This window comes from Paenibacillus sp. FSL M7-1046 (assembly GCF_038007405.1).
Classification (GTDB): domain Bacteria; phylum Bacillota; class Bacilli; order Paenibacillales; family Paenibacillaceae; genus Paenibacillus_AQ.
The window spans coordinates 3,038,191-3,053,154 of sequence record NZ_JBBOXB010000001.1 but is presented as its reverse complement, the minus strand read 5'-3'; the positions used below and the strand labels follow the sequence as shown (position 1 = coordinate 3,053,154).

At 50.7% G+C, this 14,964-nt stretch carries 8 protein-coding genes, 1 tRNA gene and 3 rRNA genes; 2 read left to right on the top strand and 10 right to left on the bottom strand.

Annotated elements, in window-relative coordinates:
• Nucleotides 1-25: 25 nt before the first annotated feature.
• The 8 genes from NYE29_RS13290 to NYE29_RS13255 form a co-directional block, all read right to left on the bottom strand.
• A complete protein-coding gene (locus NYE29_RS13290; protein ID WP_038597147.1) occupies nucleotides 26-1,090 on the bottom strand; it encodes a protein arginine kinase in 1,065 nt (354 codons plus the stop codon).
• A gap of 28 nt (nucleotides 1,091-1,118) precedes the next feature.
• On the bottom strand, nucleotides 1,119-1,643 hold the full coding sequence (locus NYE29_RS13285; RefSeq protein WP_076112967.1) for a UvrB/UvrC motif-containing protein: 525 nt from the start codon (nucleotides 1,641-1,643) through the stop codon (nucleotides 1,119-1,121).
• Between the two features lie 26 nt (nucleotides 1,644-1,669).
• A complete protein-coding gene (locus NYE29_RS13280) occupies nucleotides 1,670-2,131 on the bottom strand; it encodes a CtsR family transcriptional regulator (RefSeq protein WP_038597151.1) in 462 nt (153 codons plus the stop codon).
• A 345-nt stretch (nucleotides 2,132-2,476) separates the two neighbouring features.
• On the bottom strand, nucleotides 2,477-3,649 hold the full coding sequence (locus NYE29_RS13275) for a GNAT family N-acetyltransferase (RefSeq protein WP_076112968.1): 1,173 nt from the start codon (nucleotides 3,647-3,649) through the stop codon (nucleotides 2,477-2,479).
• Between the two features lie 421 nt (nucleotides 3,650-4,070).
• Nucleotides 4,071-4,187, bottom strand: a 5S ribosomal RNA gene (gene rrf / locus NYE29_RS13270).
• Nucleotides 4,188-4,320: 133 nt separating this feature from the next.
• Nucleotides 4,321-7,247, bottom strand: a 23S ribosomal RNA gene (locus NYE29_RS13265).
• A 234-nt stretch (nucleotides 7,248-7,481) separates the two neighbouring features.
• A tRNA-Ala gene (locus NYE29_RS13260) sits at nucleotides 7,482-7,557 on the bottom strand.
• Nucleotides 7,558-7,657: 100 nt separating this feature from the next.
• Nucleotides 7,658-9,213, bottom strand: a 16S ribosomal RNA gene (locus NYE29_RS13255).
• The 16S, 23S and 5S rRNA genes sit together here with 1 tRNA gene alongside, the layout of an rRNA operon.
• Nucleotides 9,214-9,672: 459 nt before the next feature.
• Here NYE29_RS13255 and NYE29_RS13250 point away from each other — a divergent pair.
• Both NYE29_RS13250 and NYE29_RS13245 read left to right on the top strand, forming a co-directional pair.
• On the top strand, nucleotides 9,673-10,929 hold the full coding sequence (locus tag NYE29_RS13250; RefSeq protein WP_340896360.1) for an MFS transporter: 1,257 nt from the start codon (nucleotides 9,673-9,675) through the stop codon (nucleotides 10,927-10,929).
• A 207-nt stretch (nucleotides 10,930-11,136) separates the two neighbouring features.
• Nucleotides 11,137-12,417, top strand: coding sequence for a molybdopterin-dependent oxidoreductase (locus NYE29_RS13245; protein ID WP_340896359.1), 1,281 nt, complete (start codon nucleotides 11,137-11,139; stop codon nucleotides 12,415-12,417).
• A gap of 18 nt (nucleotides 12,418-12,435) precedes the next feature.
• Here NYE29_RS13245 and NYE29_RS13240 read toward each other — a convergent pair whose 3' ends face one another.
• On the bottom strand, nucleotides 12,436-14,313 hold the full coding sequence (locus tag NYE29_RS13240) for a transglycosylase domain-containing protein (protein ID WP_340896357.1): 1,878 nt from the start codon (nucleotides 14,311-14,313) through the stop codon (nucleotides 12,436-12,438).
• On the bottom strand, nucleotides 14,310-14,888 hold the full coding sequence (locus tag NYE29_RS13235) for a hypothetical protein (protein ID WP_340896356.1): 579 nt from the start codon (nucleotides 14,886-14,888) through the stop codon (nucleotides 14,310-14,312). The genes NYE29_RS13240 and NYE29_RS13235 overlap by 4 nt, the downstream gene beginning before the upstream one ends.
• Nucleotides 14,889-14,964 lie beyond the last annotated feature (76 nt).

Here is a 14,964-nt window from a genome sequence, read left to right as displayed (position 1 = left end):
CTCCACGAATAATAAATATCTATAATTAATGTTGTGATCCCAGTGTTTCCCGGAGCAGCTTCGCCCGGTACATATCACGTTCAGTAGCCGTGAGCTCATCGCCGAACAGCTTTTGCAAAAATCCGGGCTGTGTCTTGACATTCAGCTCATTCAGCACTGAAATCGAAGGCCCTTCCAGTATCCCCAAATCGACTCCAAGCCGCAAATCGGATAACCGCTGGGCCGACTCTTTTAGCTCCATCACTGCCGCATAGGACAAAATGCCGTAAGAGCGTTTAATCCGGTCGGTAATCCGCAGTGCGGAATCAACCAGCAGGCGTTCACGGGCATTCCGTTCATGCTCTATAATCTGGGTGACCACACTGTGAAGATTCTCAATGATCTCACTTTCGGTCTGTCCCAGTGTAATCTGGTTGGATATCTGAAAGATGTTTCCTACTGCTTCGCTGCCCTCACCATAAATCCCTCTTACGGTCAGTCCCACCTGATTTACAGCGGATAGAATCCGGTTGATCTGATGGGTCATAACCAATGCCGGCAAATGCAGCATCACCGAAGCTCTTAGCCCGGTTCCTACATTGGTGGGACAACTCGTTAAGTACCCTCTTCTATCATCAAAGGCATAATTGACAGAAGCCTCAAAAATATCGTCGATGGCCGTTGCCCTTACCCAAGCCTCTTTAACCTGCAGGCCGGGAAACAGACATTGAATCCGGAGGTGGTCTTCCTCATTGATCATAATGCTGACCGACTCATCCTCGTTCAAAATGACCGCTCCACCCCGTGAATCATTGGCTAGATTTGGACTGATCAGATGTTTCTCCACCAGCACTTTTTTATCCAGCTCATCCAGCTCATCCAGCTTCAGCAGTTGAAAGGTACCAAAGTCCGCTGCAGCTTCTCCCTGAAACACGGGTGCCAGCTGCTCCAGCGCCTCTTCCGCCTGCTCGGCAGATGCCAGCAAAGGAAAAGGCAGGTGCTCCAGATTGCGGGCGATACGCATACGGCTGCTGATTACAATCTCGGAATGGCTGCCACCGCAGCGCATCCAGTCACTAAGCGCTTGTTCGGTAAACCGGAGACTTGACATGCCGCATCCCCCCTATATATGAAAGACTTTACTCTTGTGCCATTTCTTTTTCAAGTCGGCGGATCTGATCCCGCAGCTCGGCTGCAGTTTCAAACTCCTCTTGCATAATGCTTTGCTGCAATTCCAACTTCAGTTCATCAATTTGCCGTTTGCACATAATTTGTGCCCCTGCACGTTTCGGCAGCTTGCCTACATGAGCGGTGCTGCCGTGCACTCTTCGGAACAGCGGATCCAGCGTGCTGTCAAAATATTTATAGCAGGAGCTGCAGCCGAACCGTCCAAGTTTGCTGAACTGGGAATACGTCATGCCGCAATTCTCGCATTTCAGACCCTGTGCATTTTGGGTTGCCGCGGATTTCTCCTTGCCGGAGCCTTCCAGATCCAGTAAACCGGAGAGCAGGCTGTGAATGGAGAACCCGCCCGCGGTTCCGGGAATTAACTCCCCCTTCTCCCGCGCACAGCTTTCACAAATATGAAATTCCGTCTTCTCTCCACTCACAATTTTGGTGAAATGAAGGGTAGCCGGTTTGACGCCGCATTCCTGGCAAAGCATAAGCGGTGTCCCCCTTACCATTCGTATTATTTACCAAGCAAAGAAATCAGCATGGCTTTCATAATCTTGGCACGAATCTCATCCCGGTAGGGCAGATTAATCGTCAGACAATCCCGGGAAACAGCGGCGCGCATGAGACACGCTTCACGCTTGGTTAAGAACAGGGCCTCCTCAAGCTGGTAAATCAGCCCTTCGGCGGAATTCTGGTCAATATCATTGCCTATCGTGGATTTGAGATGTGCGTAAAGCGCCACATTCTGAGGAAGCTCAAAGCGCTGAATCCGGATGTAACCTCCGCCTCCACGTTTGCTCTCGACCACATAGCCCTTCTCCAAAGTAAAGCGCGTACTGATGACATAATTGATCTGCGACGGTACACAGGAGAACTGGTCCGCCAGATCATTACGCTGAATTTCCACCGTACCTTCGGGACTTTCATGCAAAATATTCTTCAGATATTGTTCGATAATATCGGAGATATTACGCATCACTCATCCTCCAGTGTTCAAATCGTTAGGGTAATTCTTGCTGTACACCCGTCCGGCGGTGATCTCTTAAGAACTTAACCCAAGCACCTGATGGCGAATCGGACACAATGTCCTGCCTTTCAGACCATTACACTTAGGAGAGACTGCTTTCGGGATGCGTTGACTTTGACTTTCTTTGACTTTTTTCATATTATAACATATTCTCACTGAATTCCAAGTGGTTAGTCTTATTTTTTACTTATTGCTGCCATTGTATTCGGAGTAACCCTTGGATCAACATGCATTTTTATATGAAAAAATAAAAAGCTCTCCCTGCTTCATTCAGCGCGGAAGAGCTGCTTACGATTAAAAGAAATCAAATAATGCGGTCCGTGCCTGCGGCATAATCCCTTTCAGCCACTCCACAGCTTCTAGACTGCCGCTTAATTGCCCACAGCGATGCAATTCTTCCGGATGTTTGTATCCAAGCAGCAGCACCGTCAATGTTCCAATGCCGCAGCGCAAATCCGCCTGCTCTCCGGTATCCTTTACTTGTATTAAAGATGCCTCACCTTGCTGATTGACCTTCCACTCCCACAGCCCCTCGTTCCACGGGGCATGCTCATCCTCAATATACAACATGCGCTTTTGCAGCTCGCTCTGTTCCTTAAAGGTGAGTCCTTCCACAAAGGCTTTGGCATTAACAATACGCGCCATAAAATAAGGATAATTCTCCTGCGGAATACGGGGATCCGGAAGCAAAAACGGCAGCATATCATCTGCTGGCACCAGGTTTAACTTCGCAGCGGTGACCATCGAATCATGGTTGGCGAGAAAAGTCCACAATCCCCGGCGGGCTTCTTCGTCCATAAAAATGAATTCATCAATAACCAGTTCTTTGTTCTCTATTTTATAGAGCACATAACCTCCCGGTTCACCCGCTGCAGAATAAAACACACAATGATGTGTATCCTCATCCACTACGCTGTTCTCCCACCATTCACGATCACGCAGCAGCGTACCGTTATACCCGGAAGCAAAGCGCCCGTATAACTGCTCCATTACTTCAATATTTGCTTTATCGCGCTCTACACGCCCCTCCATTTCGGCCTTCCGCGGAAACTTGCCCACCGGTATCGTGTACTTCTTATATTCACAGTAGATCTCCCACCCGAACCTGCGGTAAAAAGGAATCAAGAAGGGATGCAGGAAGGAAAGCGTATGACCTGATTCGTTCATTGTTTGCAGCGTGTGGGACAAAAGCTTGGCCACAAGTCCCTGTCTGCGGTTCTCCGGCCATGTCGCCACTCCGGCAATCCCACCCATGGAGACGGCTTTGCCTTGCACATACACCTGAAGAGGCAGCAGCGTCAGCTCTGCACTTAGCTCCCCTTCCTCAAAGATGCCCCAGACTCTTTCCGGCTTGAACTTCCGTTTGGATTTTACTCTGTCGTCACCGTTAAGTTTGAATTGAAAAGCGTACTCGGACAAGCCAAGGCTTGCCTCAAAATCCTCTAGCTGCAATTGCCTGATCTCCAATACCTTCACCTCATTATCAAATAGAATAGTGCTTATCAAGAGTATATCAAGTCCAGAAAAGGTACGCGAATCCGCCAAGAAAGATTATAAAGAATCCAATGGTTATCCACAACTTATACACAGCAGCACAAAGAACCGGAAAGAATATCTTTCCGGTAAAAAATAGTTATCCACGATTCCACAGTCTCTATCCACAAATTCCACATATTATCCACAAAACCCGTGTATTACTTGGATTTTCTCTTGACGAATCCCCAAGAATATGTCTTTCATCCACATCATTTAGGGATAGTTCCCTATCAAATATTGTATCCACATGTGTGTAAGTTTTCTGCGCTTGCTGAAAATTATCCACAACATTTCCACAGCCCTGCACAAACACAAAAAAGCCACTGTCAATGAATCAACAATGGCTTTGTGTGCTTGGCGGCGTCCTACTCTCCCAGGACCCTTCGGTCCAAGTACCATCGGCGCTGGAGGGCTTAACGGTCGTGTTCGGGATGGGTACGCGTGGAACCCCTCCGCTATCGCCACCAAACATGATTTTTCGAAGCTTCCGCTTCTCGAAATCGCTGCGAGAAAAGATCAATCCTCTGAAAGGACATGCAGCTTAGGTGTTGCAGGCTTGATCGCCTGAAAACTGAATCCGAAACAAATCTGCGTCTTACTTGTTGGATAAGCCCTCGACCGATTAGTATTGGTCAGCTCCATGCATTGCTGCACTTCCACCTCCAACCTATCTACCTCGTCGTCTTCAAGGGGTCTTACTAATTGGGAAATCTCATCTTGAGGGGGGCTTCACGCTTAGATGCTTTCAGCGCTTATCCCGTCCGTACGTAGCTACTCAGCCATGCTCCTGGCGGAACAACTGATGCACCAGCGGTACGTCCATCCCGGTCCTCTCGTACTAAGGACAGCTCCTCTCAAATTTCCTGCGCCCACGACAGATAGGGACCGAACTGTCTCACGACGTTCTGAACCCAGCTCGCGTACCGCTTTAATGGGCGAACAGCCCAACCCTTGGGACCTACTTCAGCCCCAGGATGCGATGAGCCGACATCGAGGTGCCAAACCTCCCCGTCGATGTGGACTCTTGGGGGAGATAAGCCTGTTATCCCCAGGGTAGCTTTTATCCGTTGAGCGATGGCCCTTCCATGCGGTACCACCGGATCACTAAGTCCGACTTTCGTCCCTGCTCGACTTGTTGGTCTCGCAGTCAAGCTCCCTTATGCCTTTGCACTCTTCGAATGATTTCCAACCATTCTGAGGGAACCTTTGAACGCCTCCGTTACTCTTTAGGAGGCGACCGCCCCAGTCAAACTGCCCGCCTGACACGGTCCCCGTACCCGATTAGGGCACTAGGTTAGAACCTAGATACGATCAGGGTGGTATCCCAACGGCGCCTCCGCAGAAGCTTGCGCTCCTGCCTCTACGGCTCCCACCTATCCTGTACAGATCGTACCCAAATTCAATATCAAGCTGCAGTAAAGCTCCATGGGGTCTTTCCGTCTTGTCGCGGGTAACCTGCATCTTCACAGGTATTAAAATTTCACCGGATCTCTCGTTGAGACAGCGCCCAAGTCGTTACGCCATTCGTGCGGGTCAGAATTTACCTGACAAGGAATTTCGCTACCTTAGGACCGTTATAGTTACGGCCGCCGTTTACTGGGGCTTCGGTTCACAGCTTCGGATTGCTCCTAACCGCTCCCCTTAACCTTCCAGCACCGGGCAGGCGTCAGCCCGTATACTTCGCCTTGCGGCTTCGCACAGACCTGTGTTTTTGCTAAACAGTCGCTTGGGCCTTTTCACTGCGGCCCCCTCGGGCTATTCACCCTACCGAGGCACCCCTTCTCCCGAAGTTACGGGGTCATTTTGCCGAGTTCCTTAACGAGAGTTCTTCCGCGCGCCTTAGAATTCTCTTCTCGCCTACCTGTGTCGGTTTGCGGTACGGGCACCTTCTCCTGGCTAGAGGCTTTTCTTGGCAGTGTGAGATCATGACCTTCGCTACTATAATTTTCGCTCCCCATCACAGCCCAGCCTTAATGGTGTGCGGATTTGCCTACACACCAGCCTCACTGCTTAGACGGACATCCATCAGTCCGCGTCACTACCCTCCTGCGTCACCCCATCGCTCATAGCGGATTACGGTGGTACAGTAATTTCAAACTGTTGTCCTTCGACTACGCCTTTCGGCCTCGCCTTAGGTCCCGACTTACCCTGAGCGGACGAGCCTTCCTCAGGAAACCTTGGGCTTTCGGCGGATCAGATTCTCACTGATCTTTTCGTTACTCATACCGGCATTCTCACTTGTATGCTGTCCAGCGCTCCTTACGGTACACCTTCAACCTGCATACAACGCTCCCCTACCCCAGATACATAGTATCTAGCCATAGCTTCGGTGGTGTGTTTAGCCCCGTTACATTTTCGGCGCAGAGTCACTCGACCAGTGAGCTATTACGCACTCTTTCAATGGTGGCTGCTTCTAAGCCAACATCCTGGTTGTCTGTGCAACTCCACATCCTTTCCCACTTAACACACACTTGGGGACCTTAGCTGATGGTCTGGGCTGTTTCCCTTTTGACAATGGATCTTAGCACTCACTGTCTGACTCCCGGCAAGAAGTTAATGGCATTCGGAGTTTGACTGAGCTTGGTAACCCTTGCGGGCCCCGCACCCAATCAGTGCTCTACCTCCACCACTCCATTCACCGAGGCTAGCCCTAAAGCTATTTCGGGGAGAACCAGCTATCTCCGAGTTCGATTGGAATTTCTCCGCTACCCCCACCTCATCCCCGCATTTTTCAACATACGTGGGTTCGGGCCTCCAGTGCGTGTTACCGCACCTTCACCCTGGACAGGGGTAGATCACACGGTTTCGGGTCTACGTCCACATACTAAATCGCCCTATTCAGACTCGCTTTCGCTGCGGCTCCGGCTTCTCACCTTAACCTTGCATGTTAAACGTAACTCGCCGGTTCATTCTACAAAAGGCACGCCATCACCCATGAATAGGGCTCTGACTTTTTGTAAGCACACGGTTTCAGGTTCTATTTCACTCCCCTTCCGGGGTGCTTTTCACCTTTCCCTCACGGTACTGTTTCACTATCGGTCGCCAGGTAGTATTTAGCCTTAGCAGATGGTCCTGCTGGATTCATACGGGGTTTCACGTGCCCCGCACTACTCGGGATCCGTCTCGGAGAGAACACAGTTTAGGCTACAGGGCTTTTACCTCTATCGCGGGCCTTTCCAGACCTCTTCGCCTACCATATTCCTTTGTAACTCCATGTGAGACGTCCCACAACCCCAAGGGGCAAGCCCCTTGGTTTAGGCTGTTCCGCGTTCGCTCGCCGCTACTGACGGAATCACTATTGTTTTCTCTTCCTCAGGGTACTTAGATGTTTCAGTTCCCCTGGTCTGCCTCTATCTCCCCTATGTATTCAGAGAGAAGTAACTGCGAATTACCACAGCTGGGTTTCCCCATTCGGACACCCCCGGATCAAAGCTTGCTTACAGCTCCCCGAGGCAGTTTCGTTGTTCGCCACGTCCTTCGTCGGCTCCTGGCGCCTAGGCATCCTCCGTGTGCTCTTATTAGCTTAACCAATCGCTCTGGTATTTGGTTTATTCGCTCATCTTGTTTTAAACAGCGCTTCCAGATCACTCTGTCCGCCAGTCTGTTTAAAGCCAAAAGTCGCTCACAATCCAAAACCTTCGCTTAGTATCACTATTAATTAAAACTTGTTCACACAAGTTTCAGCTAAAAGATGTTCTAAAACGCAAATTCGTTTCGGTATCCAGTTTTCAAGGATCAAGGTACTACTATTGATGAAGTTTGTTGGTGGAGCCAAGCGGGATCGAACCGCTGACCTCCTGCTTGCAAGGCAGGCGCTCTCCCAGCTGAGCTATGGCCCCGCAAATTCCATCAAAACCGAACAAATGGATACGCGTTAAGTATCTCGGAAGCTAAGCTTCCGATTTGAATGTCACCGTTGCAGGTGACGATTCTCCATAGAAAGGAGGTGATCCAGCCGCACCTTCCGATACGGCTACCTTGTTACGACTTCACCCCAATCATCTACCCCACCTTCGGCGGCTGGCTCCCTTGCGGGTTACCCCACCGACTTCGGGTGTTGTAAACTCTCGTGGTGTGACGGGCGGTGTGTACAAGACCCGGGAACGTATTCACCGCGGCATGCTGATCCGCGATTACTAGCAATTCCGACTTCATGCAGGCGAGTTGCAGCCTGCAATCCGAACTGAGACCGGCTTTGCTGGGATTGGCTCCACCTCGCGGCTTCGCTTCCCGTTGTACCGGCCATTGTAGTACGTGTGTAGCCCAGGTCATAAGGGGCATGATGATTTGACGTCATCCCCACCTTCCTCCGGTTTGTCACCGGCAGTCACTCTAGAGTGCCCAGCTCGACCTGCTGGCAACTAAAGTCAAGGGTTGCGCTCGTTGCGGGACTTAACCCAACATCTCACGACACGAGCTGACGACAACCATGCACCACCTGTCTCCTCTGTCCCGAAGGCCGCCACTATCTCTAGTGGATTCAGAGGGATGTCAAGACCTGGTAAGGTTCTTCGCGTTGCTTCGAATTAAACCACATACTCCACTGCTTGTGCGGGTCCCCGTCAATTCCTTTGAGTTTCAGTCTTGCGACCGTACTCCCCAGGCGGAGTGCTTACTGTGTTAACTTCGGCACCAAGGGTATCGAAACCCCTAACACCTAGCACTCATCGTTTACGGCGTGGACTACCAGGGTATCTAATCCTGTTTGCTCCCCACGCTTTCGCGCCTCAGCGTCAGTTACAGCCCAGAAAGTCGCCTTCGCCACTGGTGTTCCTCCACATATCTACGCATTTCACCGCTACACGTGGAATTCCACTTTCCTCTTCTGTACTCAAGCCACCCAGTTTCCAGTGCGACCTCAGGTTGAGCCCAAGGTTTAAACACCAGACTTAAATAGCCGCCTGCGCGCGCTTTACGCCCAATAATTCCGGACAACGCTTGCCCCCTACGTATTACCGCGGCTGCTGGCACGTAGTTAGCCGGGGCTTTCTTCTCAGGTACCGTCACTCCGGTAGCAGTTACTCTACCGGACGTTCTTCCCTGGCAACAGAGCTTTACGATCCGAAAACCTTCATCACTCACGCGGCGTTGCTCCGTCAGGCTTTCGCCCATTGCGGAAGATTCCCTACTGCTGCCTCCCGTAGGAGTCTGGGCCGTGTCTCAGTCCCAGTGTGGCCGTTCACCCTCTCAGGTCGGCTACGCATCGTCGCCTTGGTGAGCCGTTACCCCACCAACTAGCTAATGCGCCGCAGGCCCATCTCCTTGTAGCAGATTGCTCCGCCTTTCATCCTCCGTCCATGTGAACAAAGGAATTATCCGGTATTAGCTACCGTTTCCGGTAGTTATCCCAGTCAAAGAGGTAGGTTGCCTACGTGTTACTCACCCGTCCGCCGCTAAGTTAATCCAGAGCAAGCTCCTTCATAACTCCGCTCGACTTGCATGTATTAGGCACGCCGCCAGCGTTCGTCCTGAGCCAGGATCAAACTCTCCAAATTGGTTTTTTCGAGCGGTTACTTCACCCGAATCACTTCGAGAAAATAACCATCCGAAAAAGATATTGAAAAGAGCGATTGCTCATTTTGAAACTGACGATTCATTAAATGAATCTTTAAAAATTAACGCGTTCCATTTGTTCAGTTTTCAAAGAACTTGCTCCCGGCTTTCAACGTTATGTCTCTTGCGCAGGAATTAGATCATATCATGTTTTCGTATTGCTTGTCAACTTATTTCTTCTTCGCTGATCAAGTTCAGCGTCGATGCCTCATAAGCACAAGAGATAATATATCATGCTGAAGGAATGTTTGCAACCCTTTTTTATAAAATAATAAATTAACGCATAATTGGAACGACTCGAGCACAAATTGATTCCCATAACGCTTCGATTGTGGCTAAAATAGGATTTATCGGATTTCCATATATATGCTCACCCATTAAACCGTTTGAAAGGAGCTCAGATGAATAAGAATTCTATACCCGCTGCTCCCTCTTTAGTTGCAAAAGACCGGGAACAACGCAATCTGCAGCAGGATACTATTTACCGGATTTTACTCGCCGTAAGCTTTGTGCATTTATTCAATGATTCCATTCAGGCGCTTATCCCGGCGATGTTTCCTATCTTAAAGGAAAACATGCTGCTCTCCTATGCACAGGTCGGATGGATATCCTTCGCCCTGAACATCACTTCTTCGGTGATTCAGCCGATAATCGGCTATGCCGCTGACCGTAAACCCCGACCGATCCTGCTCCCTCTGGGGATGTGCTGCACGTTCGCCGGAGTGTTCCTGCTCGCTTTTGCCGGAAATTACGTATTGGTCATCTTCTCTGTTATGCTTGTCGGCTTCGGTTCGGCTGCGTTCCACCCGGAGGGCATGCGTGTAGCTCATATGGCTGCAGGTCAGCGCAAGGGATTGTCGCAATCCATCTTCCAAGTGGGAGGCAACGCCGGACAATCGCTGGGTCCTCTTTTGATGAAATGGGTATTCATTCCCTTTGGGCAGATGGGTGCACTTGGGTTCACCGTCATCGCTGCCGCCGGAATTGCCGTACAGACCTATGTGGCCAAATGGTATCAAGAAATGCTTAATGCAGGCTATACGTTCCGCAAAAAATCGACTGGACGCACGCTTGACCCTGCTCGCAGCAAAAGTATTCTAACCGCAACCGTGATCCTGGTCTTTATCGTTTTTGTACGCTCCTGGTACAGCGCCTCCATCGGCGGCTATTATGCCTTCTACTTAATGGATAAATACGGAATGAAGCTTGATGACGCTCAAATATACATCTTTATGTATTTGGCAGCCGGTGCAGTAGGCACCTTCTTCGGGGGCCCGCTAGCCGACCGTTTCGGACGGCGTAATCTCATCCTTATCTCTATGGTGAGTACGGTGCCTTTTGCGCTGGCGTTGCCTTTTGTAAACCATTTCTGGGCCGCTGTTCTGCTAATCATCTCCGGTTTTGTCCTGCTGTCCAGCTTCTCAGTAACAGTCATTTATGCACAAATGCTCTATCCGGGCAATATCGGAACCGTCTCGGGACTGATTACTGGACTGGCTTTTGGGCTCGGCGGGATCGGCTCGGTAGTCATCGGCGAGCTGATCGACCGGATCGGAATTGCGACTGTATTCATAGCTTGCGGCTTCCTCCCGCTGCTTGGCCTGCTTGCCCTGCTGTTACCCAATGATAAGACGCTGGAGAAATGGGCCGCTGAATAAGCAGCATGATTTCAGCGCTTCGTCTCTCTTCTATAAAAGGTCCATAAGGGTCCATCCTTCTCTATTAGAGTAGGGTGGGCTTTTTTCACAGCAGAAGATATAAACTCTTAACAGCCAGCAGAATTATCCAACCGCCCTTTTTTAGGGTACAATTAATTAAAAGTTGAACTAATTGTCATAGCGCGGAAGGCTGAGGAGGAATGGCAATTGAAGAAAGCACTCACGAACATTCGTAAAGGATACGGGAAGAAGCTTGTCTCCATCCATATGTGGAATGCCTGGCTGGTCCTGTTTCTGGCACTCAGCGGATTATTGCTGGTCGGCGGTTTCTGGCGGGAGCTTCTGGGTGAGGGCAGGGTGTGGCTAAAATGGGCACATATCGCGTTTGGACTGGTGCTGCTGATTCCGGTCATTTATTATTTACTGCTTGCTGCAAAACACTGGAAAAGGCTCAAGGGGAAAAATGGGCAAAAGGCTAATGTGATTTTTGTGCTGGTCCTATTGATCGGGTGGATTTTGTCGGGTGTCGTACTCTGGCAATTCAGGCTTGCCGGGCCAAGAGCAGCAAATACCGCACTATTTATACACGATCTTCTAACCTGGGTTGGACTTCCGGTTATTATTTACCACTCTATTACCAGAGTCAAGTGGCTCAAAGAACCGAAGAAACGCTCTATTGTACCAGAACCGGTAACATCAGCTAATGGAGCATCTGCTTCTAATGATAAGCAGAAACAGCCGGGAGCGGCCCATGTCCAGCAGCCGATGTATACCCGCCGCGGTTTCATTAAAGTCGCTGTGGGTGCCGGACTTGCGGTAACGCTCGGACCGACCTTTGTCCGCTGGATCGGCAAATCCTTTCAGTTGCCCGGTACCGCGGATTATGCAGCAAACAATGCCAACACACTAATTCCCGACCCTATTCCGCTGGCAAATTCAGCACCACCGATTGGTGGAGGAGCGGAAGGGAACTTCCGCGTATATACTGTAACCGATATTCCAGCATTCGATAATTCGAACTGGTCATTTACGATTGACGGGCTGGTGGACAAGAAGTTCACCTGGAACTGGGAGGAATTCGTCAAGCTGCAGCGCGAGGTGCAGGTCAGTGATTTTCACTGCGTCACTGGCTGGTCTGTCTACAAGAATACCTGGGAGGGTCTGCCCCTCTCCAAGCTGCTTGATCTTGCCGGAGTAAAAAGCCAGGCGGTGATGGTCAAGCTGTATTCCGGCGACGGCGTCTATACGGACTCCCTGACACTCGCACAGGCGCGAATGGAGGATGTTATGGTTGCCGTCATGCATGACGGCAAGCCGATTCCGAATCAGCTGGGCGGGCCTGTACGTTTGGTCACTCCGCAAATGTATGCCTATAAATCGGTAAAATGGCTCAACCGGATTGAACTCATTGATGAGGACCATGTCGGCTATTGGGAACAGCGGGGGTACGACAAAGACGCCTGGCTGCCTGGAGCAAATCGTGTATAACTGCGGCCAGCGCCTCTTTCAATTCCGAACGGCTATTGCTTTGTTCATCACTGAGGAGAATAAAGCGGCCGCCATCCCGCTGCCCGCAGTCATATAGTTATCCTTATCGGTACGGTCAAAACCCATCCATACAGCGGCTGTCCAATCCGGTGTGTAGCCGACAAACCAAAGATCCCGATTAGCCTTGCTGTCGACACCGGGAAGCGCTGCCTGAGTCGTTCCGGTCTTGCCGGCAACCGGTATGTTCATCCGCGCTTTTTTCCCGGTTCCTTGATTTACTGCATTGCGGAGCATGAACGTCATGCTTTCCGCAGTTCGCGCCGAGATCACTTGACGCTGGCTGGAGACATGCTTGTATAGAATTCGCCCGTGCGCATTGGTTATGCTGCTAATGGTATGAGCTTCATTAAACGTCCCTCCGCTCGCAAACACACTGTAGGCCTGGGCCATTTTCAGAGGAGATACCCCATTGTGGAGTCCGCCGAGCGCAATGGACAGATTGTTATCCTCCTGCGGCAGTTCTAACCCCAGCTTTCCGGCAAATTGACGGGCGCTGGAGATTCCCACCTGCTTCAGCAGCCATACGGCCGGAGCATTGATGGATTGCTGGAGCGCCTGGTTCAGGCTAACTTGGCCACGGTATACGCCATTCAGATTACCCGGGCTGTAACTCCCGTAAGACTGCTTACGGTCGGGAACTATACTCGATGGACTAAAGTTGCCGCTTTCCAGCGCAGGCCCGTAATCAATAATCGGCTTAAAGGCGGAACCCGGCTGGCGTGCGTCAATAATCGCCCGATTAAGGCTGCCCGTTTGAGGATTGCGCCCTCCCATCATGGCAGCAATCTCCCCGGTGTGATGATTGAGTATCACCATGGCCGCCTCGACCTGCTGGTTTTTCCCATCGGGAGGAAAGACATCTGTGTTACGAAATGCTTGCTCCAGTGTCTTCTGGATGCCTGTATTCATCCCTGTCTTAATCCTGAAACCGCCTGTTTGCAGCTCTTCCCTCGATTTACCGGTAAGCCGGGAGGCTTCTTTCAGCACAGCGTCAATATAGGAAGCACCTGCAACCTCAGTCTCAGCTTCTTCCGGAGGCTGGTATTTTTGTTTGCGCGCGGCAACCATTTGCTGTGGGCTGATCAGCCCCCGCTGCTGCATGATTCCCAGAATAAGCACCCTCCTCCCCTCGGAAACCGCGTTGTTCTCCGCAGGATTATAGATGGAAGGACCTTTCGGGATAGCCGCTAAAGCAGCTATTTGCGAAATCTCCAGCTTTTTGAGATCACTTACACCGAAATAGTACTCTGCTGCCGCCTTTATTCCATACTGCCCCCGGCCCATATAGATTTGGTTCAGATAAAGCTGCAAAATATCCTGCTTTGACAACCGTTTCTCCAAAGCTGTAGCAATGGAGGCCTCGTTCAGCTTACGCAGCATATTTTTATCTCTGTTTAAATAGAGATTGCGGGCTAACTGCTGGGTGATGCTGCTGCCTCCCTCTGTTACTCTGAAGTTCACGGTATTGTTTATGGCAGCACGCAGGATTCCCGTATAGTCCAGTCCCTGATGGCTGTAGAACCGGCGGTCCTCGACTGCCAAAAAAGTGTCGATCAGCAGAGACGGCATCTCTTCCAGCTGAGCCATCGTCCGATATCCCGATTCCGGCAGCGGAATTCGGCGCAGCACATTCCCCTCTGAATCGGTAATGACGCTTGATTGATCTAAAACCAGCTTCCCGGCCTGACGGCTTACCACAGCCTCTCCATATACACGGACATAAAACAGCATTACCAGCAGCAGTAACACGCCAATTACCGCAAGATCAAATCCGGTATAAAAAACACGCAGCAGTTTTCGCCGGGTGAACCGGGTGCCGGTATTGCCCCTGCTCAACACTTTGCAATCAGGTTCACAAGGAACCGCTCCAAGCCCGCCGCTTCACGTTTCACCGCATCCACCTGAACGGCCTCTCCTTCTGCAGCCTTCAGCTCATCCAGCAAGCGAAGCAGCGTCTTCATCCTTAGTATGAGCGCCATGCTCTCTTCGCTGCTCCATCCCGCTTCTTCTGCATCTGCCGGTTCAATCTCTTTGTTCAGTTTCCGCAGATTAGCAGCCAGCCTGCCCAGCTCTCCTCCGGTGGATACCTCCAGTTCCCTAAAGAAGCCATTCGCCGCAAGCTCTTCCGATGCCCGCAGCAGCGCCTTGAAATCATCGGATAATTTTTGTGAACGCAGCAGGAAAAAACCGCCGGAAAGAGCGGTGAAAAGAATTACAGCCAAAGGCAACCTGCCGATATGATTGATCATCCAATGCAATAAGCGGACAATAAAAGCCCCGGAACCCGCGCTATGCCGCGAATATAGAAAGGAAACCACCGCCTGTAGCACCATAAGAACCCCACCGCTGAGCAGCAAGCTTCCTCCAATAACATACAAATATCCGGTTCGTACCGTATTTAGTCTTCTCAAGTTTATCCCTCCCGGTATATGTGCATTTACTACTCCATGACACATAGAATACCGGCAAGTTCTTAAGAACCTCCCG

Bases quoted from the DNA above. Each gene is read 5' to 3' on its own strand.
- NYE29_RS13290 (WP_038597147.1), bottom strand. From the start codon at position 1,090: ATGTCAAGTCTCCGGTTTACCGAACAAGCGCTTAGTGACTGGATGCGC.
- NYE29_RS13280 (WP_038597151.1), bottom strand. From the start codon at position 2,131: ATGCGTAATATCTCCGATATTATCGAACAATATCTGAAGAATATTTTG.
- NYE29_RS13250 (WP_340896360.1), top strand. From the start codon at position 9,673: ATGAATAAGAATTCTATACCCGCTGCTCCCTCTTTAGTTGCAAAAGAC.
- NYE29_RS13285 (WP_076112967.1), bottom strand. From the start codon at position 1,643: ATGCTTTGCCAGGAATGCGGCGTCAAACCGGCTACCCTTCATTTCACC.